The following is a 20,022-nucleotide window of genomic DNA, read 5'->3' as shown; positions in this document are numbered from 1 at the left end:
GCGCGCGTCGGCATCGTCTGAACACGCGGGGGCTTGTCGTGCGTTCCCCCATGTGGCAGTGAGCGCCTAGGCCGCGACGGTCCTCCTCGAACTGTTGCGCCGGCGCGGAACCGCACTGGCGCGGGGCGATGATCCTCGACAGCCGACGGAGTTCAGGCTGCTGCTGCCTGATGCGTCGCGTCGTGCTGATCGCCGCCCAAGATATCGACAAGATTGGTCAACATCCGCCCCAATTCACCCGTCATAAGCGTGACATCCGACTCGAAGCGTTCGTCGTCGTTTTGCGCGGTGGGATCCGCCGCCTCCTTGATCACGTCGAGCGGTGTGACACGCTTGATTGTCAGCGACGGCGTCAGTACGAAGGAGACCCGGTCGTCCCAGGTCATCGCGAGGCGCATGCATTGTTTGCCGGCTTCGATATGCCGGCGCATGTCGTTCGCGTCGAGCGCGTGGCCAACGTATCGCACCGTGGCGCCGCCTTCGCCGCTCGAGCGCAACTCGGCGTCCTGGTCCACGGTGAATCCACTCGGCGCCTCGCCGGACATCAGCCAATCCGTCATCGCGGCGACCGGCGAAAGCGCCACGCGAACGCCGGTGAGCGGCAACTGATCGATCGATTTCACGAGCAGCCCGCGAACGTCGTCGGCAAGAGCCTGCGCAGCCGCATCGATGACGAGCCAGCCATTCACCGTATCGATCCAAACGCGGGTATCGCGCCGAATGGTGAACGCGCGAGGCAGCAGTTCATCGGTAACCTGCTCCTTGAGTTCGCGCAGCTGTTTACGCCCCAGCTTGAAGCCCTGCTGCTCCTCGACTTCACGCGCGCGAGCCTTGGTCACCTGATTGACGACCGACGCCGGGAGCAGCCTCTTTTCGGCACGAAACACGAGAAGCATCTGCCGGTTGGTCGAATACACGAGCGAGCCGTCGTCGCGCGGCGATGCCCATCCGAAGCGCTGCATCTCGACGCTGTTGCCCGGCTGAAACGCGTGGGGCGTCAGCCATTTTTCCATCTGATCGGGCGTAACGGCCCAAGGTGCCGGAAGACGATGAAGCTGAAGATTTTTGAACCACATGGGAGTACGGGCAAAGCGCACCATTCTAGATGACGGTGACGCTTCCCGGCCAGACAGGGACACTTGGCGGGATTGCAGGCATCATCGACAATCGATGCTCACATCGTCGACGATTTCATACCTATGTTGAGAAGAAGAGTATGCATTGCATTTCTGCTTGCCGCCCTGTTCGCTGATTGTGCTGCAGCTTCGGACCCGCCACAGAAACCGCCCGGACCGGTAATGATGGTCCACTTCGATTACTACCCCAAGGACCTGCCGCAAATTCGTGCGCTGGAACATCGGCTGGAAGGCGCGATAAAGCGTGCCGGCGTGGGTGAGCTTGGCGAAACCGAATATCACCTCGACGGCAATGACGGGTACTTGTATATGTACGGGCCCGATCCCGATCGCCTGTATGGTGTCGTACTGCCCATTCTGAAGTCGTCCAGACTGATGAGCGACGCCGAAGTCACGAAACACTATGGCTCCCGCTCGGAAACGTTCTTGCTGCGGCGGGATGGTGTGCGATGACGGTTCGGCTTCGGCTTCGATACGTCGGGTAAGTCTTTGACGGAATTTTGCAATTCATGAGCTTTCGGGAATTCGACACCTCCAGCGAACGCATACGGCGGTAGCGAATGACCGCTGACAAGCGGTGCGGATGTCTCTTCCGGGTCGGGTACGGCTGACCGCGTCGGGCGGTCCATCGGCCAAAAGCGGTCCTTGAACTGTGACTACAATCCGACATCCCTCCGGCTGAAATGTTGTTCATTGCGGTCATACACACACGTTGGCGGAACCCTGCAATTCATTAAAAGCCCGCGGTGCGGGACGAGCGGAATCAGGCCGGTGTTAAGCCACCTCACTCATGAATTGCTCATAAGGCCGGTGTGTCAGGTCGAAGCCAGCATCTAGAGCAAGAACCCGATTCTTCACTTCTGCATGATCGACCCTTGCGCGACCGCGGTAATAGCACTGATTGTTCGCGGCGGCAAGTTCCATCAGATCACGGAGATCCGCCAGCCCATAATTCGGAAGATCGGGCGCGATCGCGTGTGAGAACCGCCGGTCAGCAGTATCGAAGCCTCCGCTGCGCGAATAGTAGAGGTTAGCGATATGCCGCGCCGTCGAACGCCATGCGTCAGTGTTCTTTTGCGCACGGAACGCCGCCCAGACCGCCGAGTCGATCGTGTGGCCTACCTGGGTCCGAACGTGTTCTTCTACTGCGGCAATGTATGCTTGATCATTCTCGTAAACGAAAGCAGCAAGCATGTTGGATGAAGGGTTCTGGGCAAGACCGTGTCGAACAGTTAACTGCGCATGTTCAGCTAGATGCTGATAAATGCCATCATTCTCCGAAAGGAACTGGATCAGGAGCGCGACTATTCCAATCCTCGTCGAAACATTGCTGTAGTACTCAGTCGCCGACGCTACCCAGCCTGCGACCAATGCAGGCTCTTTTCGGGCGATTAGTCTTAGCACACGAAAGTTAATCGCGCGATTGACGTCACAAGGCCCGTCCTCAGTGCGGAAAACAAACTTCCAAAGAATCTTAAAGACGGACTCCGCAACGCCCGCTGAAAACTGTGAAAAGTATTTGCTTTCCAGAAACTTGTTAAGCTCGTCATCGTAGGCAAAGAAGGATTGCATGCCCGCAACGTCTTCCAGAAGTCGATCAAGGATTCGTTTGCTCACTAACGCGGGTTTCGTGAGAACGGATTGAAGCGCCATCCGCATCAAGGCGCGCACTTCATCCTTGTTGGGTCGATGCAGTTCTGCTCCTTCCTTAATGATTGGGTGAGCGGCCAGGTGCCTTTGACGCTGCAAATTTTCCAACCCTTGCTGATCAACGGCATCGAGAAGCCCCGTCTGAGCTTTGACCTTAAGAACGAGGCTCCACTCCCACGATGGCGAATTCGGGTTCTTCTCTTGTTCTTGATCGATCTCTCTAAGGATCTGCTGAGCAGTCAAGTCGTTGTGGAGTTCGGCCAAGCGTTGTAGTTTGAAAACCAAATCACAGACGACAACTGACCAAAGCATAACGACGGCCGATCGATAGTTCCCGATCGTGAAGCTTGATTTGACTTCCTCGAAATATGACCTCGTTCTTTCATCCAGAATTTCATCGCTCTTGTGGTCGATGGAAAAGTTGTCCATGTTCTCTCCGCCCCATTCTCTAACCTGCGAATTCTAACGGATGGGAGTATTGTGTCCACTGAACGAGTTGCTCTCGCCGCCAGGGACAAGACCAAAGAAGATACCCGTGTTGGTCGGCCGCTTATGGTGCGACTACGGAGGTTGGCGGTCGAATCGTCAGCGCGCGACCGGCACACCCGCGTCGAGCGTTTTAGTCCTTCGACTAGGAACCGTCGTTCGACCGGGGCGCAGATCAGGCAGATGCTGGCTTCGCATCAGTTAGCGGTCGCTCGCGTACCAACGATGCACTTCCCATTAGAAGCGTCGAAATCGTTTCGTAATTTTCGCGAACATCCAGACTATGTCCAAGAAAAACGTTCTCCCGCCCGAATTGATCCCTGTCCGAGATGCTGCGCGTCGTGCCTTGGGACAAGTTCGCCCGGCCCACATCGCCAACCTGCGCGATCTTTTGGGCGGAAGCCGATCAAATGCTGGAAGAAAACTACCACCTTATTATCTAGTCTACTTCCTGCTGGTGGATTTGCTTGACTTCCAAAACTTAGGCCAATTTGACAAAGTAGCATGGTCCGTTCCAGTCGAGTATAGCGGTGTTACGTACCTGATCGATCATCGAAAAATGGGGCTTGGCATTTTCGCGGAAAAGGTGGAAGAAAAAGAGGATGCGATTCGCGAAATCGTGATTCGAATCCAAAAGGCAGTAAAGAGGGCTGAGCCGTTTTATGAATGGCTGGCAGACCAGGCTCTCGCTCGGTCCGCCGTGAACGTAACGAACAACAGCAGTGAGCTTTTTGACCGTTACCAGTTTTTGGTCAACCTTTTCAAGGAGAAGACGGCCGACGCCATTGTGCGAGCTCGCGAGTTTGTTGACCTGCCAGGAGGAGGGAAGCGTTATGTGGGTGGCCAGTTGCGTCGGGAGGCAAGATGGCTAGCACTCGCCGCAATTGACGCGTTCTACAGCTGGACCGAGCACGTGTTTATCCATGTGGCAATCCTGCTCATGCGCATCACGACGGCGGCGGAGATCACCGCTTTGGCGGAGGCCGAATGGTCCAAGAAATACAAGGCAGTGTTTGACCTCGGTGACAAGGCGGCCAAACAGTATTTCGACCGCCTGACCGAGATTCGCTACGAATTGCGCAACTTCACCGCGCACGGCGCCTTCGGAAAGCAAGGCGAGGCGTACAGTTTCCATTCGAGCGCGGGCGCCGCCCCTGTCTTCTTGCCACACAAGGCGGGCAGCCGAAAATACCGCATGGGGGCAGCTATCGCCTTTCGGGAGGAGGATGCCCTGGCCTTGATTGAAGAATTCATCACGTATTTGTGGTCGGGTGGACGTGAGCCTGCTCGGATGTACCTGCACGACAGTGAGCTGCCGGTGATCCTCACTTACGCCGCCGATGGCACCTATGCTGCCGCGATGAATTCGATCAATAGCATGAACGAGTTCATGGAGTACGAGCAAGCGCGTTGGGATCGGGCAGCAGATATGGACTTTTAGTCCGGCCTCGCGTCCCCCCGGGAGACGCGATAGTGGCTGCCTCGTATGGATGCTCGATGCGAAGGCTCGGATGACCGTTGGCAAGCTGCCAATGAAGTAGCTCGGGAATCAGTGGCAGGATCGGGTCGATCTTGGCCCTTCGCAGTCGCCGGTAACAGTTCTGGGTATATAGATTAACAACTACGAAGACCAAGGTCAGCGGAACGCTCATACGTTGATGAGCCTTCTGGGCAACGCAGCGGTGTCGGCCGTAACGTGAGCGACGGCCGAGTGCGGCCACCTAGCGAAGTCCAGGACGCTGAATCGAACGTCCGAACCGCAGCCCAAATTGGTCATCCAGATTCAGTGCTGACGTGGACCGGCAGAGCATCGGCGGTTGGGCCCATCGTCCTTACGCTCTTGATCGCGGTTCGCGAAAGGCCGCGCAAGCCCGCTTCCTCCTCGAGGCTGCTGGCGAGGAAGACCGGGGGAGAGAGACGGGACGCAACGCCGAGCCGCACAGTGTGTGTCGCAATTCGGGCTACGCGGAGTACGTCGCGCGCTCCTTTGAGGCCCTTGCGACGTCGGGGTCCTCAACCGTTTCAACCATCGCGATGTGTTCATCGAGGTAGTCCTGCGGGAGGCCATGTTCCTGGGCGCCAGCCAAGACATGATCCTTGTACCAACTGTAAGGCCGGAGGCTTTGGTCGATGGCGTCGTTCGAGGCGATATATGTCAGGACCTTCCGCCTGCGGCCCTTGTCATTGACGACTGTCACTATGGCGGCGTCATAACCCTTACCGGTACCCTCAGCAGCGTCGAGCTTTCTACGTTCTGATGGATCAAAACAGAAAAGAACACCGACCACAGCGCTCTCATTGTCATCCGTCGCGAACGCGTTGCACTTCCCCGAACCGTCCTTGCTTCGCTTGTGAAACCGCAGTTCATGCCCAGGGAGGGTGGCGACCCCCAGCGGCTTGGCGCTCGGAATTCGTTGCCGCAGCCGCGCGGTCGCCATGTTCGACCCATAAGCGAAATATTCGGTGGGCTCCGGCGGCCCGGTCCCTGCGTCTTGTAATGCTTCGACCGCCGGATCGCCTGGCTTCCGGATGGCACGCAACGGCACGATCATGATGCTGTGGTCATGGGTCTCCTTGCCTTCGCGGGTTATGAGTGGCCGCCCGTTCTCGGCATCAAGGATTGGAACAGGTCTGCCGGCCCATCCGCAGTCGGCGCATCGCGGTCGTTCCCAGACCACGCCCGGCGCCGCAGTGTTTTCGCCCTTTTCGGGCACAAGATCGGGCGATCCGCAATTCGGACAATCCTCCGGCACGCCGCGTAGCTCACGAAGGATCAGGGAGGTGGCCATACCGATGGCATGCTGAATCAACGTGTGCGCCAAGTCGGCATCGAGCCAGGTAGCTGATTTTGCATGCGTCAGCCAATTGGAGAACGTCCAAGCGCTATCGAGCGCACCTTTCAAGGCACCGCGCCGTTCCCGATTGCTGTTGCCAGGCACGAGAGCGTTGCAGATGATTTCCGACCACTCGCGGAAATTGGCGCGCTGAGGTGGCGTTTCCGTCCAGACCGCGGCGTCCTGGGCGACGCCGATCAACTCAAGCAAAGTCTCTCTGCAACGAACACCAACCGCTTGGTAGTCCGCGAGATTGTGGGCGTGGCTGACTGCATCGCCGGCCTCTTCCATCTTTTCGAGGACTGGCCCGAACGGAAGGAGGCGCATGTCGTCCCGTTGGGCCTGCTCGGTGCGGGGGATACGCAGAATCAGACCGATGTGGAAGGTCAGCGCCAGGTCCATATTAGGGAACTGTTGCTGGGAATAGAGGTTGGTGCCGCCAGTGATGACCCACCATCGGTCTTTGTTGGTGTGTATGTCCCACACGTCGTGGCACATGTTCAGCACCGATTCGGAGTAGACCTTTTGCATAAAGGTTACTTCTAGGTCTGGGGCTTGCCATTCGAAGTATTCCCGAATGGACTCGATTTCCTCTTCGCTGGCCTTCAGCATCCTGGCTCCCATTTGAGGCGGGCGGCCTCAAGCAACAATTTCGTTCGTGGCCACTATAACTCTGCGCAAACAACAGCAGGAGATGCAAACGGGCGAACCAGGCGTCGCTCTCGGCGTCCTTCGGAGTCATGTATCGCTTTTGTTCATGCCCCATGCTATCGTCCACCGCTATGGTTGAAGGTAGGCTCGCAAGATCATCCGCGTTGACATGAACGCTTTCTATGCTCCGGTCGAGCAACGGGATAACCCAACACTGCAGGGTAAGCCGGTGGCTGTCGGCCACGGGGCGAGCCTCGCGCTGATCAGTTCGGTCTACCCGCCGCCGAAAGGCATTCGGCTGGTCGGCGTCACGCTGTCGAACTTCGCGGCCATGACCGAGCCCCCCGCGTTGAACCACGCGGAGGGCGCACTCCTATGATCCTGGGCGACAATCTTCCAAGGGTGTTCCAAGCCAACACCGACCGTCTCTTTCAGCGGTTGATCTGGCCTGGCTTAAACGCGCTGCCGATCCACGCCGAGCTTCGATTCGACGAAGCCGCATCGATGAACGAGTTCCTCAACCGTGCGGCGGCGCAGGTCGATAACCATACCGCGAACGAAGCTGCTAAGGCATTTACCCTCACTCTAGCCGGCCTCTTTGAACGTCAGCTGCGCATATGGGGTCGCAGCCTCGGCGTGGCCGGCAAGAAGCCCGGTCGGGAGCTGTTTCGCGAGCACCTTCCCGAATGCGCCGCAAAAGGCGGCGTCGATCTCAGCGGCATCTGCGACAGTCTTGTAGAGATGTTCCTCGTCGCGAACGTCTATCGCCATGGCGATGGGACCTCGGTGAACGATCTACGCGCCCACGCACCAGAACGTTGGACCCACGATCCCTCGCGATACATCGACATTCTTCCGCCGAACCCCGAGGAGAGTGAGAAGCTCCTTATCCGACCCGAGGACGTCGTCCGCTATGCCGGCGCCTGCGCAAGATTTTGGGGTCGGGCCGATAAGCTGCCTGGCGCGGTATCCGAGCCTGGTTACGGCTGATGCGATCAATGCCTTTGACAATGACGATCGATGAGACTGGAACGCATCGCCGACCGCCTACGATAGACAGACACTTATGAATCCGTTCGACGAACTGCCGCGCCGTGATCAGAACCACGAAATAGAGGACCAGGCTCTTGCCGCCTTCCAAAAGCGGCTGGCCGACAGCGGTTGTTTTATCCTTCAGGCGTCGGACCGCAAGGACTACGGCACAGACTGCCAGATTGAGGTCGTCGCGGGCGGTCTGGCGACAAACGTCCGGGTGCATGTTCAGGTGAAAGGTACAGCCCGGAACCTGAATGCCGACGGGTCGCTCAGCGTCTCCGTCGAGCGCGCGAACCTGAACTACCTGCTGATGCAGCCCTACAGCTTCTACGCCTGCTACCACGTCCCGACGGGTACGTTGCGCATCTGCCTGGCCGACGCTGTCCTGCAGCAATACGAGCACGACGGGCGTTCATGGACGGACCAAAGCTCGGTCACCGTCACCTTCACGCGCGAGATGACGACCGATCGATTGTGTAAGGTGGCCGCGCTCGCGCGGTCCGGCGCCAAGTCTTCGCGGGACCGTCGGATCGCTCAAACCTCCGCCGGTCCTAAAGACTTACCCAACGCCATCCTGGACGCCGCGCCGGTGGTCCATGTTCCGGAGGATCAGCTCCAAGCGGCGACGCTGCTTCAGCAGCTTTATGACCAGAATGCAGACGACGTGATCAGCGCAAGCTTCGAGCGGTTCGCCGCAGCGCTCGGCGCTGATCACGACTTCATGGGCATCCCCTATATGTCGGAGATCAATCTCGGCATGGCGCGCCGAACTCGGCATCCAGAGCGGATCGTCGAAGGCATCGCGTTTTTCCAGCGGCAACTCGCAAGTGGTCGCTTTCAGGCTGCCAGCCTGCATTACACCATTGGAAACGCATATTCGGCGGTTCCTGACGATGAGCAGGCCAAGTTGGCCTATCAAACCGCCCTTGCAGATCCAGGACTTATAGGCGCCTCCGAGTTGGCGGCCCAGATCCACAAGAATCTAGGCACGAGCTTCGAGCGACTCGGCGATCAAGATTCGGCCGTTGAGCACTATTGTGAGGCGCTGCGGCTGGATTCGAATCTGGCCGAGGCCCACAATGCCATGGGCAACCATCTCGTTCGGATCGGCCGTTACAAGGACGCTCTGAATCACTTCGACCAAGTCGCATTCGTAGATCGCAACCAGGGAAAGATGACGGCGGTGTCCGGGTGGCGCGTCAACGTCTTGTTCAACCTCGACCAGGGCTCAGCTGCATTCCGCGAGATCAATGCTCTAATCGGTCAGGCCGACCGCTACGAATGGATTTGGCCGTGGTGCCTGCGGCTAGTGGCGAGTTTCGGCCGCACCACGATCGACAACGCAGTGTACGCTCGCGCCTTCTGGCAGCGCTACGTCCAAGCCCATCCCGACGGCTCGCAAGGGCGATGGGAGCTGCTAATGAATAATTTCTACTTGCGAGGGCAGGGTTATGACCTCGAGAAAACCTACGCCGAATTCAGAGATGAATTCGATCGCCATATCGCTCACGTCAGCGCGGATGACGCCGCATTGCCGTGGGATCGCCTGGGCCATTGGGCGCAGGAGAACGGGGACTGGGCGGAGGCTGAACGCTGTTTTCGCAAGGCCTACGATCTCGAAGGCGGCCACTATGGCTATTGCCTTGGAACAGCGCTGAACTTTTTAGACCGCTTTGACGAAAGTCTACCGATCCTCTTGGAGCAGGCCAAAGCGCTCCAGCCGGACGCAATGAGTTGGTTTCAGGTCGGCGTGGCATACGCGCATCTTGGGCAGGCGGAACAGGCGATCGACGCCTTCCATCGGGCGGTCACCCTAGATCCCGACTATGCTGCGGCAATGTTCGAGCTCGGCGGAGTGCACTGGAACAGCGGCGACCATGCAAAGGCGAAGCAGGCTTGGTCAGTGGCCTGTGAACGCTTTCCTGACCACGAGCTCGTCTCTCAAGTGAAAGCACTTTTGCAGTGAGCAAACTCTATCGCTCGCGAACAGCTGGCGAAAAGCAACGTTTTTGAAAACGGGATTCGCAGCAGGATCTGGCGTTATGTAACGGAACACCGTGCCCCGGCGTGCGGACCAGTGTCAAAGCATCTGCATAGCGGTCGCTACGTCGGATTGGCGTCGGGTGCCGCTCCTCCCGGCAAGCGCGGGAGCAATACTAGCCTCAGCGCACAGGCTCATCCAGCCCTGACGCCGACACACCATCATTTGTCAGGTTCACAGGCGCGCTGCCAACGGCCGTTTGGTTCCAGAAAGCGGTCATCTCTACATCCGTGGCAAGGGACCGCTTCGGGTCGAAGCGACGGCTGAATCGGATATCGCGTATGGCACGAGCCCTCTTTCGCCGCCGGCGCTCGAGGAGAACCCGCGCGCTCCCGTAATTGCGTTACCCATGCGGTAGCAAAGCCCAGTTCAATGAGACGCAGCCTGCAGCACAAATGCCATGGCAACTGCGAGGGAGTTGTTTCCTCCCACGCTCCATCGCCGCCATTTCCGACGAGTACGGATTGTGAACGCCTTTCTGAACATCTTGACGTCGACATCGCCTCGCTATATGCAGGTCAAGCGTAAGCCACAACATGTCGTGAGGGTTTTCATCGGACACGGCCGCGCAAGGGGTTCGGTTTGTCGCCTCTCAACGGCGCCTCGTACGGTTCACGTGCCTGGGCTCTGCCATCGACCGGCAGCACGGTCGAAATGGCATGCTTGAAGACAAGTTGCACAGCTGGGCCAGCCTCCAGCAGAACGGCAAACTGGTCGAAGGCGGTCAGTTGACCGCTCAGTCTGATGCCGTTCACGAGGAACACGTTGACGGTAGTCTTGTCCCTTATGAGCGTCTGCAGAAAGTTGTCTTGTACGCTGGGCGTGCGGTCATGTTCTGAGGTCAACTCGACAGGTCCTTCGATTGTATGGACGATAGCAGAAGCCCGACATGGCAGTCTCAAGACCGCCGCACTGCGCACGGCATGAGGACGAGGACGCCTTTAATCCGAATTAGGTATCCTGATCAACAGGATGTCAGGACGTTGACCCCGACTGTGGCCAGGGCCACCCCCTCTTCTCATCGGGCGCATCCCACTCCACAGACGGCTCAATCCTGACCGACACCTCGACCGGACTCGTCTCCCCTGCAGCATCGCGCGCCGGTTCGTCCAAAGCGCCGCGTTTCATCTCGGGGAGCCCGGCTCCAAACCATTTCACCTTCTTCTGCATATGGGCGACATAGGTTTTCCAGCCGGAAGGATTCCGATCAAACAGGTCGTGTCGAACAGTCGACGCAAGCACCCTGTGGTTGAGGTCTGTCTCAAGCAGTTCCCTGGGCCACAGGAAAAACGCGCTGGCGACACGTGCGCCGAACTCGGCCGCAGTCATCCCCGGTGCGACCATTCGAAGGAACTCGAAGCCCTGCAGCGACTCCTGTTCGGCAAGTTGTGCGACCGGCATGTCCGGTTGAGCTGTTCTGGATAAACAGTTCGAGGCTTCGAGCATCGCCCCGAGGTGAAGCAGCAGTTCCCGTCTGTCAAATCGGTCGTCCATTGCAGTATCCCGTGCATGACGCAGGATAGACCAATCGATCACCAGAGAGAAGCGAACGATACGCTCGCCGTATCGGTTGTTCCAGATGCCCCGCGCATCGCGCGCATCGGTCAAACTCATTTGCGTAGTGTTCCGCCTGTAGTCGACAGGGAGTTCTCCGCATGAGCCGCCATTCTCTTTTCGTTCGGATCAGAGCCCCTTCGCGCATGACAGCGGCACAGCATGCCCTGGCACTGCGATTACCGGTGTTGCACTTTCCGGGTGCTCATATAAATGTCGAAGAGTCCACCATGCAGACGGCACAGCTGTTCGCGCAGGCCGACGAGTTCGTGCTGGTCGCCCTCGCGCTCGCGTCGCAGAATCTCGCCCAGCAGGGCCGTCGCGCGGGAAGGCTTGTGCTCACGCCGCACCCGTGCCTCGGCCAGCCGCCCCGCGAGCACCGGTTTGACCAGGACCAACCAGGCTGGAAAAAAGCGGAAGTCCTCGCTGTCGCCCTTCCCCGGAAACTCGGCATCAAAGCGGCGGCGCAACGCGTCAAGCGATGCGTCACCCAGCACCGGCAATAACGCCACGAACCGTGCAGGTGCCAGCCACGCCAGTTCCGCGAGCAGCGGCCACGCGGCATCAAGGCCATCCGCCCGGTAGCACGCCTCGGTCATCCATGCGAGCGGGGCGGCGAGGTGCCACCACGACTCGATGCCCTTGACGCATTCACGGGCGGCTTCCCAGTTGCCAGCCCTGAGCCACAGGGGCGCCGCGTGGCAGTCGTCGGCGGCGGCAGAAAATGGCAGCGCCGCAGCCCGCAATGCCAGCGAGCGCCAGAGCGACGCCACCCACGGCTGCGCGGCGTGTCTGGGCAGCACACGAACCGCGGCGGGCACCACCTCGTTTGCGAGGGCGCGACGCGCTACCGCCAGGGCCTCGTGGTCGGCAAAGCGGACGACGGCCTTGGCTTCGAGTGCGTCCACCAGCACTGTCAACGCCGGCAGATCAACGTCGTCCGGGTATTCGCCAGCCAGTGCCTCCAGTGCGGAACGCGCGGATGCTGTATCGCGCTGCTGCAGGCACGCCGACACGTCATTGCGCAACATGACGTCTCGGCTGTCGGCGAAGATATCGAGCTGTTGCATGGTCCATGCGCCCCGAATGTGAACATCACGTCTGGCCAGACTAGCGGATTTGACCACGCTACGGAAGCTGCAATCCGCATGATGCCCCGTACACGTTTCATGGAAGAGCAGACTGGCATCCGCTGCCCGCTGCTCAGAACAGTTCCTGCTGCCGCACGTCGCGCGGTGGCGCCAGCGAGACCTTCGCGCGGCGAACGGTGCGGCGGCGCTTGACCCGCCGCACGTGCGCCACAAGCTCCGCGTTACCGTCAGCCCCGTTCATCACGAGCGAAAACAGCCCCACCCCATCCGGCCGGCTTCCGCGCAATGCGCGAAGCGAGACCCGCAAGGCGAGGCGGCGCGCACGATCGAGCATCTGGGCGCGGCTCATCCCGGGCCAACATGTCGCGATGAACTGCGCAACCGGAAGCGGAAGTGACTCGGGAGCGTGTCCGGCGGGAAGCGCAAGAGCAACGAGTTCGAAGCGAGCAGGCATGCGAGGGAATGCGGGAGTTTGCGGTCCACCGCGTGCACGCGCGGCGCCGCGTCTATCCTGGCGGAAATCGTGATTCCGCGCAACGCAGACACGCGATGCACCGGGAGATTAAAGCTGTCGCCGGCATTGCCCGTTGCGTTGCCTGAATCGCGACAGGCATCGAAGGGTGCACGTCGTGAATCGCGCCGCCAGATCGTGTGTGCGTACGGGCAAAAGCGCCGGCAGAGCGAACGCCTGCCGGCTGCTGCAGCCGATAGACCGGACGCAGCGGGCCGGCGTCGCCAGAGCGGGTGTCGTCAGCCACGACTGGATTGAGCGTTACTGTGCTGCCACTTCAGGCGTAGCAGCGACCTCGACCGCTGCCGGTGCCTTTTTCGTGGCGACCTTGCGCGGTGCACGCGTCTTTTTCGCGGGCGCTGCGGCTTTACGTGCTCGCACACCGTCGGCCGACGATGCTGCGCCGCGCGCGCGGGCCGTCCTGGTGGCGGCTTTCTTCGCGACAGCCTTTTTCGCGACCGCCTTTTTCGCGACGGATTTTTTCGCGACGGATTTTTTCGCGGCAGCACGTTTCGCCGGTGCGTTTTCCGCAGGAGCCGATTTCACATCCGCAGCCTTCGTGTTCGCGCCTGCGCCGATGAGGAATTTCGATCGGTCCTTCGCGCCGCTGATCCAGGCCGGTGCCCGCCCGCGGCCGCTCCACGTCGCGCCCGTCTTCGGATCAGCGTATTTCGGTTCAACGTGATGCACGCCTTGGGGAGTTTTCGCTGCACCTGTCGCGGCCAGCGCGGATGGCTTGCGGCCACGCTTTTTCCCGACAAAGCTCTCGATGTCGGCGACGCTCAGTCCGTACTTGTTCATCAGATCACGGATTTTGGTCAGTCCGGCCGACGACTGTTTTTGAGCGACCGTTGCCGCCTGCTTCTGAAGTTTTGCTATCTTCAGGTTGATCGCATCCAGAGTAACCATTGCCTTCGCTCCTCTTTTAGGGTTTTCGGTTTGTGCGATCCTGAAACTTCCCTGGTACAGCGAAGTTCATTCTGGCCCGTCACAATTGACGCCATCGTCGCGACGCAGATTATGGCTTTAAAGATCCGCACGCGCAAACCGTAAGCGCACCCTGGCACTCGAGGGCGGCCTCGAAACAAGTTGAACCTGTGTGGGAGTTACTTATGCCGGAGATACTTTCGTCTTCCGCGCTTATATCTCATCGCGAGCGAGCCCACGTATTGCCCCTGAACGCCAGCACACGCGATACACCGTTAATACGCCCGGATGCGCAGACCCGGTTCATTCCCGCCTCTTCTTCGATTGGCCCATGATGCCCTGGAAGTATCATGGCAATCCCGGACCGAAAGTCCTCGCACATCGCCTGGAACGATTGCGTCCCAGACAGTTCTTCGGTGCCAGGAAAGCGCCCGTTTGTCCATGCATGAAAGCGTGATTTCCGGCGCCTGCCATGGCGGCACGGTTTTGCTGATGCATTGAGGGAAACTGCCTGAAAATCAGGGTCCACCGCGATATGCCGGCCGCCGGATGATCCGATAAAATCGCGACTCTCGCTGACAATCGTACCGAGGCGCTTCGGACTCCCGTGAGTGCCCTGCAGCACGGTGCTCGCTCCATTAAGGTCGCCAGCACAGCGTCAAGCCAGATACTGAAAGGAAAGGAAGCGTGGACGAACGCAAACGGGAAAGCATGGTGGCCTATCTGCGTCGGAGGATGGCCGAATTCGGCATTAAACCCGACGATCTCGCTGACTCAATTGCACGTGATCAGCGGCGGCATAGCGAAACGCGTTACCGCAACGCCGCGGGAGAAACCTGGGACGGCAAGGGCGAAATCCCGCAGTGGCTTCAACAGGCCACAAGCGCCGGTCAGTCGCTTGAACATTTCGCTATCAACGGGACCGCCCGTGAACTGCCAGGAAAGCACAGCGGTGTCGACTGGCGTAACGATCCATTTGCCGGCACCCGCCTCGCCGCTGACCGGCGAGGCCTGGCGACATCCTGAGCAGCCACCGCGGGCCACTTTTCCCCGGCTTCACGGTGCAACTGAATGTTTGCGACTGCATCCGCGCAGGTCATTTTCCCGATGCACTGAAATCCAGGCGGCGACAGGCAACCGCGCGATGGGTGTCATCTCCGGTGTCAGCATCCAACCCGTCCTGAAAATCTTGCCTCAAGCGGATCGCAGAAATGCCGCCCGGAACAACGGGGCGACAGTGGTCGTTCTCGCCGGAAGCCCAGCAATATCCGGAACATGACGGGATTGCAGCCCATTTGCTGATCTGCAGCGCCGGCGCCAGCGAAGCACGCATCAGGCGGATTTCTGTAAAAACGGATGGATGGACCGGACTTCTCATGATCCCCGGCGTGCTCGCGCAGTTGCCCCGCTCCCGGTCAGCGACCAGAGTGTCGAACCTGCGTAATGCATTCGATTCCGTCAGCGACGCTGTCCCGATGAGATGCGGACCGCCTGGTGAGTGATCGAATTGGCCGGCGGTGTCCCTGCTCTGCGCCCGATTCCCCAGCAAAAATCGCCGTACACGATCGACTCCCCCTTCAACGATGCATCCGCAGCATCGCGCCGAACGCTCGCGGACCTGCCGCAGCTTGATCTCGAATAGCGCGCTCCTCGGGTCGGCTCTATTGGGCGAAGTTTAACCACCCGCACCCACGAACTGACGCCGGGAACTTGCCACAGGGAGACAATCATCTGGACGTTCAGGCGTCAGCTTCGCACCGCAATCCGTCGCCCGCATGTCGAAAACGCGCGCCGCACTGTTGAACAATACGAGAGCACTGACACTCTCAATTGAGCGGGCGCTTTCGCCTGCTCGACTCTGCGCGCCGGACGAGGTCACTCAGTAGCCACTTCGCGACCAGTTCAGGTCGATCCATCCCTACCGAGGCGAATTTGACCTCGCCTTCGTAATAGACGATGACCGAACCGGTCATCACCCGATACGTGCCGTTGTGCCTGACCCCGTCGACAAGGGCGTCTACGGGATTCAGGGATTCGTAAGCTTGAGGGCTCATGCCGGAGTCCTGCGCGAAAAACCTCAACGTAGCCAACCACCGCAATTCCGTCAATGGCCGGCAAACCAGATGGTCACGCTATATTGAAGGACGCTCCGCTGATCATTTCGATCGTGGCGTCGTGACGCATGTTATGAGTCGTTGGACAGAGTGCGGGAGGGCGGATGGGCAACGGGAAAATGGACAAACGCGAGCGACACGAACCATGCGCCGAGGCGGCGTTTTCGGACATTGCGTCGCCCATTGTCGACGAGGCAATCGAGCAGGCGAAGGGAATCGCCACCGCCCCTTCCGCTGAAGGGCTCCATCAGTTACGCATCACGATGCGCCGCCTGCGATCGTTATGGTGGTCGTACCGCCCCTTGCTCGACGTGGGGGAGAATACCCGGCAGCGCGAGCTCTTCAGGTCACTCGCCGATTCAGCTGGCAAGGCGCGTGATTATGACGTTCTGATTGCGCTGCTCAAGCTTCAACAGAAAGGCGGAGATGCGCTTCCACCTGAAATAACAGATGCCCGACAGGCGGCACTCGAAGCTGGCAGCGAAGTGTTTTCGAATCCTGAAATGAAGACGCTACTGCTTGAGGCACTCTCGCAGGCCTCGGGAGCGCTGGTCGCGAGAGAGAACCGACACCCACTTCAGGTTTTCTCGGAAGGCCGCGTCGCAGCGTCTGAAAAGCAGTTGCGCAAACGCGCGAGGCGCGCCGCAAAGGCCAAAAGATCAGACGTTTCAGCTTTTCATGATGTCAGAAAGGCTGGAAAGAAGGCTCGCTATCTCCTGGAGCTTTTCGGGCCGGTACTGTCCGCTGGCCATCGCAAAACGTTGAACCGTCTCAAGAAAATCCAGAAGCGATTCGGCGCCCTGAATGACGTCGTTGCGAGCGAAAAGCTTTTGCGCGACAACGCCCCGTTGCTTGCCGCTTTAGGCGAGCCGGAAAGAACACTGAAATGGTTCAAGAGGGAGCGTGAGCGACGCTTGCGGGCCGCTGCGGCCTTATTGCGCAAGCACTGGAAATAGGTCTGCCAGCAACGGGCGCACTCCTGGCAAAGCAGGCCTGTCAGATGTGGCCGTGCAGAGAGTTCTGTGGGCACTTTAATCGACACGTACCGTACGTCAGTGGCCGTCATGACACGAGCAGTCGGGGGCCCTTCGTGAACAGCGATGACCGCCTGGGGTCGGCTAGCGACTTCCGACCGTGGTGTCGCTGTCGAGTACGCCGGGCGGCTAGCGATCGGCAACGATCGTGCAGACGCAACACCCGGCAAATCCGAAGGCAACACGCCTTTGAGGCAGCCTTGCCAGGCAAGTCTCTGGAAGGCAACGCGAGACGCGGTGCCTACTTGAATTTCACCTGGTAGATCCAGCCGGCGCCCGCCGGCGGACGGGTTGCCTGCGTGGCCAGTTGCGCGGCAATACTCTCCGGGCACGGGACCTTCACGCCACCGAGGCGGGACACTTGCCTGCCTGTCACGATCCCGCGCATCTAGCTCCTTCCCAGCGGGCCGCAGTGCCGACGCCGGCGCCGGCGAGTCGCTTGCCGGAACGTTATCGCCAATCTGACGCGCTGATGCCGTGCGTACGCTGCTTCACTGGCCATTTCTTTTGGTCCCGGCGATCAACGTTTTCATCGCGACGGCTCGCGGCTCAAGCAGCAGTACGTCTGCCCGCACCACAAGGCGTCCGCGGGTACACCCACCCAGACCACCATGGCCGGAGAGCCGTCGTCTCGCCGTTGATGCCACGCCACCGCTTGCGCCGCCCCAAAATAAAAAGCCCGCCAGTATGGGCGGGCTGAATCCATATCGTGGAGACATGGAGGAGACAGAAACCATTTTAAGGGTTTTCCCTTATCTGCGCAAGTGCCTCAAGGCTTCGTGACAGATTGCCAGCGCGCCAGTATGATACTGTATAAATGTACAGTGTTTTTTTGGGGGGCGTGATGGGTCAACTGAACGTGCGCGCGGAGGCGATTCACCCGGACCTCTGGTTCGCCTCGCAGCTGGCCGTCGCCCGCGGGCGGGCAATCACCAGTGGCCACGGTTCGCTCGACGCCGAGCTGCCTGGACGCGGCTGGCCCACCGGTGCCCTGACCGAGGTGATGCTGCCCCAGCCGGGTTGCGGCGAACTCCGGCTCCTGCAGCCAGCGCTTGCGGCGATCGCCCAACGGCCCGTGTTTGCGGTGCAGCCACCGCATCGGCTTCAGCCGGCGGCGCTGACCTGGTGGGGGCTGAAACAGGAAAACATCCATGTCCTGAAACCCGCCTCCACCGCCGACGCACTCTGGGCGGCAGAGCAGATCCTGCGTGCTGGCACAGCGGGCGCCGTGCTTTTCTGGCAATCCCAGATCCATCCCGATGCGCTGCGCCGGTTGCACCTCGCGGCACAGCGCGCCGGGACGCTTTTTTTCCTGTTTCGTCCGATGGCGGCGGCAAGCGCGACCTCACCCGCGCCGTTACGGATCGCGCTGGCACCCACACCGGGCGGCGTGAACATTTCCTTCGTCAAACGTCGCGGCCCTCATCGGGACGATCCCGTCTTCGTCCCGCTGTCACCTTCTCCAGTCCTTCTGAATCGCCATGCACCACTGGATCGGCGTTCATCTGCCGCGCCTGCCCATCGAGAGTTTTTGCCCGACCTGGCACATGCCAGCGTCTGAGGCCGGTACCGTTGTGCTGGACAAGGGTCGTGTGCTGGATATGGATGCCGGAGCGCGTTCGCTGGGCGTGGTCGAGGGCATGCGCCGCGGCGGCGTGCTCACGCTCGCGCCGCACGCGCATATCCGCGAGCGCGACACGGCGCGCGAACAGATGACGATGCAGGGGGTGGCTTTCGCGCTGCTCCAGTTCACCCCCAACGTTGTGATGGCAGACGAAAACGTCGTGCTGGCCGATGTGACCGCAAGCGTGCGGCTATTTGGCGGCCTGCACGCGCTGCGACAGCGTATTCGCCGCGCGATTGCCGACTTTGGCGTGACCTGCGTGACATCGATCGCCGCGACGGCTGAAGCGGCGTGGCTGCTCGCGCGCACAGGCGGCGGCGTGGCGCTCAGCGAGTGCTCGCAGCGTCGCGCGCTTGCCCGTGTGCCCGTGAGCGCCCTGCCGGCGGCAAGGCGGTACGCCGAATGGTTTGACGGACTCGGCTGTACCACGATGGCGGACGTGATGCGTTTGCCACGCGCGGGGCTCAAAAAGCGCTGCGGCACGGCCCTCCTGGACGCGCTCGACCGCGCGACGGGTGCGGCACCCGAGGTCCACGAGTGGCTTGCCTTGCCGCCCGCGTTCGATGCACGCGTCGAGCTGCCGGACCGGATCGAGCATGTGGAGGCCGCACTGTTCGCTGCGCGGCGGCTGACGCTCCAGATGACCGGCTGGCTTGCGGCACGCCAGCTCGCCGTCGCCCGCTTTGTCCTGCTGCTGGAACACGAGCGCGGCCGCGATGCGATTGCCCCGACGGAGCTCGAGGTGGCGCTGGGTGAGCCGACGTGGCATGAAGAGCATCTCGTGCGACTGCTGAAGGAGCGGCTCGCGCGCGTCGAGCTCGCGGCACCGGTCATCGCCCTGCGCCTTGAGGCGAAGGATGTCCGGGAGGCTGAAGCGCCCAGCGATTCGCTGTTTCCGGAGCCGGGTGGCTCACCCCAGGATCACGCACGGTTGATGGAACTGCTGGTCGCGCGACTGGGTGCACAGAACGTGCTGCGTCCTGGCCCGGTGGCGGACTATCGTCCGGAGGTCGCCGCGCAATGGGTGCCAACGTCGGGGGAAACGCCGCGCGCCCGCCAAGAACCGCCCCGCGATCTGCCCCGGCCGGCCTGGCTGCTCGACGCACCCGTCCAGCTCATCATGCGTGGGCACCGGCCGTTCTACGGAACACCGCTGCGCATCGTCTCGCCGGGTGAGCGCATCGAATGCGGCTGGCAGGACGGGGCTGTCGTCACGCGCGACTACTTCGTCGCCGAGGCGGAAAACCATCTGCACTACTGGATATACCGGGAGCGCGTCGGAAGCCGGGATGAACGCGAACCCCGGTGGTTTCTTCATGGGTTGTTCGGCTAGG

19 protein-coding genes are annotated in these 20,022 nt (G+C 60.5%); 9 read left to right on the top strand and 10 right to left on the bottom strand.

Annotation, left to right across the window (positions count from 1 at the left end):
- Positions 1 to 152: 152 nt before the first annotated feature.
- A complete protein-coding gene (locus tag U5775_RS12765; protein ID WP_322058494.1) occupies positions 153 to 1,076 on the bottom strand; it encodes a recombination-associated protein RdgC in 924 nt (307 codons plus the stop codon).
- A 222-nt stretch (positions 1,077 to 1,298) separates the two neighbouring features.
- Between U5775_RS12765 and U5775_RS12760 the strand changes: the two genes are divergently transcribed.
- Positions 1,299 to 1,589 (top strand): hypothetical protein, encoded by a 291-nt coding sequence (locus tag U5775_RS12760; RefSeq protein WP_175197809.1) that lies wholly within the window; start codon positions 1,299 to 1,301, stop codon positions 1,587 to 1,589.
- Positions 1,590 to 1,910: 321 nt separating this feature from the next.
- Here U5775_RS12760 and U5775_RS12755 read toward each other — a convergent pair whose 3' ends face one another.
- Positions 1,911 to 3,215, bottom strand: a complete 1,305-nt coding sequence (locus U5775_RS12755; protein ID WP_322058493.1) for a hypothetical protein — start codon at positions 3,213 to 3,215, stop codon at positions 1,911 to 1,913.
- 340 nt (positions 3,216 to 3,555) lie between these two features.
- Between U5775_RS12755 and U5775_RS12750 the strand changes: the two genes are divergently transcribed.
- Positions 3,556 to 4,713, top strand: a complete 1,158-nt coding sequence (locus tag U5775_RS12750; RefSeq protein ID WP_322058492.1) for a hypothetical protein — start codon at positions 3,556 to 3,558, stop codon at positions 4,711 to 4,713.
- A 520-nt stretch (positions 4,714 to 5,233) separates the two neighbouring features.
- Here U5775_RS12750 and U5775_RS12745 read toward each other — a convergent pair.
- Positions 5,234 to 6,718, bottom strand: a complete 1,485-nt coding sequence (locus U5775_RS12745; protein WP_322058491.1) for a gamma-glutamylcyclotransferase family protein — start codon at positions 6,716 to 6,718, stop codon at positions 5,234 to 5,236.
- A 208-nt stretch (positions 6,719 to 6,926) separates the two neighbouring features.
- Here U5775_RS12745 and U5775_RS12740 point away from each other — a divergent pair, with 208 nt between their 5' ends.
- The 3 genes from U5775_RS12740 to U5775_RS12730 all read left to right on the top strand — a co-directional run bounded on the left by U5775_RS12740 (position 6,927) and on the right by U5775_RS12730 (position 9,758).
- On the top strand, positions 6,927 to 7,136 hold the full coding sequence (locus tag U5775_RS12740; protein ID WP_322058490.1) for a hypothetical protein: 210 nt from the start codon (positions 6,927 to 6,929) through the stop codon (positions 7,134 to 7,136).
- Positions 7,133 to 7,747, top strand: a complete 615-nt coding sequence (locus U5775_RS12735; RefSeq protein WP_322058489.1) for a hypothetical protein — start codon at positions 7,133 to 7,135, stop codon at positions 7,745 to 7,747. The genes U5775_RS12740 and U5775_RS12735 overlap by 4 nt, the downstream gene beginning before the upstream one ends.
- Before the next feature lie 76 nt (positions 7,748 to 7,823).
- A complete protein-coding gene (locus U5775_RS12730; protein ID WP_322058488.1) occupies positions 7,824 to 9,758 on the top strand; it encodes a tetratricopeptide repeat protein in 1,935 nt (644 codons plus the stop codon).
- A gap of 626 nt (positions 9,759 to 10,384) precedes the next feature.
- Here the strand turns inward: U5775_RS12730 and hfq are convergent.
- The 5 genes from hfq to U5775_RS12705 all read right to left on the bottom strand — a co-directional run bounded on the left by hfq (position 10,385) and on the right by U5775_RS12705 (position 13,898).
- Positions 10,385 to 10,678, bottom strand: coding sequence for an RNA chaperone Hfq (gene hfq, locus U5775_RS12725; protein ID WP_134760556.1), 294 nt, complete (start codon positions 10,676 to 10,678; stop codon positions 10,385 to 10,387).
- A gap of 130 nt (positions 10,679 to 10,808) precedes the next feature.
- The gene (locus U5775_RS12720; RefSeq protein WP_322058547.1) at positions 10,809 to 11,327 is read right to left on the bottom strand and encodes a hypothetical protein; all 519 of its coding nucleotides are present in this window, start codon (positions 11,325 to 11,327) and stop codon (positions 10,809 to 10,811) included.
- 239 nt (positions 11,328 to 11,566) lie between these two features.
- Positions 11,567 to 12,457 carry a hypothetical protein gene (locus U5775_RS12715; protein ID WP_322058487.1) on the bottom strand — a complete coding sequence of 297 codons (891 nt, stop codon included), beginning with the start codon at positions 12,455 to 12,457 and terminating at the stop codon, positions 11,567 to 11,569.
- 133 nt (positions 12,458 to 12,590) lie between these two features.
- Positions 12,591 to 12,827 (bottom strand): hypothetical protein, encoded by a 237-nt coding sequence (locus U5775_RS12710; RefSeq protein ID WP_322058486.1) that lies wholly within the window; start codon positions 12,825 to 12,827, stop codon positions 12,591 to 12,593.
- A gap of 423 nt (positions 12,828 to 13,250) precedes the next feature.
- The gene (locus tag U5775_RS12705) at positions 13,251 to 13,898 is read right to left on the bottom strand and encodes an H-NS histone family protein (RefSeq protein WP_322058485.1); all 648 of its coding nucleotides are present in this window, start codon (positions 13,896 to 13,898) and stop codon (positions 13,251 to 13,253) included.
- Between the two features lie 705 nt (positions 13,899 to 14,603).
- On the opposite strand from U5775_RS12705, the gene U5775_RS12700 reads away from it, so the two are divergent.
- Entirely contained in the window at positions 14,604 to 14,942 is a 339-nt protein-coding gene (locus tag U5775_RS12700) for an H-NS family nucleoid-associated regulatory protein (protein WP_322058484.1), read from the top strand.
- A gap of 70 nt (positions 14,943 to 15,012) precedes the next feature.
- Here the strand turns inward: U5775_RS12700 and U5775_RS12695 are convergent, their stop codons facing one another.
- Entirely contained in the window at positions 15,013 to 15,294 is a 282-nt protein-coding gene (locus U5775_RS12695) for a hypothetical protein (RefSeq protein ID WP_322058483.1), read from the bottom strand.
- Positions 15,295 to 15,742: 448 nt separating this feature from the next.
- Entirely contained in the window at positions 15,743 to 15,970 is a 228-nt protein-coding gene (locus tag U5775_RS12690) for a hypothetical protein (protein ID WP_322058482.1), read from the bottom strand.
- 164 nt (positions 15,971 to 16,134) lie between these two features.
- On the opposite strand from U5775_RS12690, the gene U5775_RS12685 reads away from it, so the two are divergent.
- From U5775_RS12685 to U5775_RS12675, 3 genes are all read left to right on the top strand, one after another.
- Positions 16,135 to 16,986: a CHAD domain-containing protein gene (locus U5775_RS12685; protein WP_322058481.1), complete on the top strand. Its 852-nt coding sequence runs from the start codon at positions 16,135 to 16,137 to the stop codon at positions 16,984 to 16,986.
- Positions 16,987 to 17,908: 922 nt separating this feature from the next.
- Positions 17,909 to 18,625, top strand: a complete 717-nt coding sequence (gene imuA / locus U5775_RS12680) for a translesion DNA synthesis-associated protein ImuA (protein WP_322058480.1) — start codon at positions 17,909 to 17,911, stop codon at positions 18,623 to 18,625.
- A complete protein-coding gene (locus tag U5775_RS12675) occupies positions 18,546 to 20,021 on the top strand; it encodes a DNA polymerase Y family protein (RefSeq protein WP_322058479.1) in 1,476 nt (491 codons plus the stop codon). The genes imuA and U5775_RS12675 overlap by 80 nt, the downstream gene beginning before the upstream one ends.
- Position 20,022: the final 1 nt, after the last annotated feature.

It is taken from the genome of Paraburkholderia sp. J63, assembly GCF_905220245.1.
GTDB lineage: Bacteria > Pseudomonadota > Gammaproteobacteria > Burkholderiales > Burkholderiaceae > Paraburkholderia.
Note: the sequence above shows the minus strand (reverse complement) of the source record. Positions and strands in the feature narration are given on the sequence as shown.

Coding starts and splice junctions, on each gene's coding strand:
- U5775_RS12765 (WP_322058494.1), bottom strand. CDS start 1,076: ATGTGGTTCAAAAATCTTCAGCTTCATCGTCTTCCGGCACCTTGGGCC.
- U5775_RS12760 (WP_175197809.1), top strand. CDS start 1,299: ATGATGGTCCACTTCGATTACTACCCCAAGGACCTGCCGCAAATTCGT.
- U5775_RS12755 (WP_322058493.1), bottom strand. CDS start 3,215: ATGGACAACTTTTCCATCGACCACAAGAGCGATGAAATTCTGGATGAA.
- U5775_RS12750 (WP_322058492.1), top strand. CDS start 3,556: ATGTCCAAGAAAAACGTTCTCCCGCCCGAATTGATCCCTGTCCGAGAT.
- U5775_RS12745 (WP_322058491.1), bottom strand. CDS start 6,718: ATGCTGAAGGCCAGCGAAGAGGAAATCGAGTCCATTCGGGAATACTTC.
- U5775_RS12740 (WP_322058490.1), top strand. CDS start 6,927: ATGAACGCTTTCTATGCTCCGGTCGAGCAACGGGATAACCCAACACTG.
- U5775_RS12735 (WP_322058489.1), top strand. CDS start 7,133: ATGATCCTGGGCGACAATCTTCCAAGGGTGTTCCAAGCCAACACCGAC.
- U5775_RS12730 (WP_322058488.1), top strand. CDS start 7,824: ATGAATCCGTTCGACGAACTGCCGCGCCGTGATCAGAACCACGAAATA.
- U5775_RS12720 (WP_322058547.1), bottom strand. CDS start 11,327: ATGGACGACCGATTTGACAGACGGGAACTGCTGCTTCACCTCGGGGCG.
- U5775_RS12715 (WP_322058487.1), bottom strand. CDS start 12,457: ATGCAACAGCTCGATATCTTCGCCGACAGCCGAGACGTCATGTTGCGC.
- U5775_RS12710 (WP_322058486.1), bottom strand. CDS start 12,827: ATGAGCCGCGCCCAGATGCTCGATCGTGCGCGCCGCCTCGCCTTGCGG.
- U5775_RS12705 (WP_322058485.1), bottom strand. CDS start 13,898: ATGGTTACTCTGGATGCGATCAACCTGAAGATAGCAAAACTTCAGAAG.
- U5775_RS12695 (WP_322058483.1), bottom strand. CDS start 15,294: ATGAGAAGTCCGGTCCATCCATCCGTTTTTACAGAAATCCGCCTGATG.
- U5775_RS12690 (WP_322058482.1), bottom strand. CDS start 15,970: ATGAGCCCTCAAGCTTACGAATCCCTGAATCCCGTAGACGCCCTTGTC.
- U5775_RS12685 (WP_322058481.1), top strand. CDS start 16,135: ATGGGCAACGGGAAAATGGACAAACGCGAGCGACACGAACCATGCGCC.
- imuA (WP_322058480.1), top strand. CDS start 17,909: ATGGGTCAACTGAACGTGCGCGCGGAGGCGATTCACCCGGACCTCTGG.
- U5775_RS12675 (WP_322058479.1), top strand. CDS start 18,546: ATGCACCACTGGATCGGCGTTCATCTGCCGCGCCTGCCCATCGAGAGT.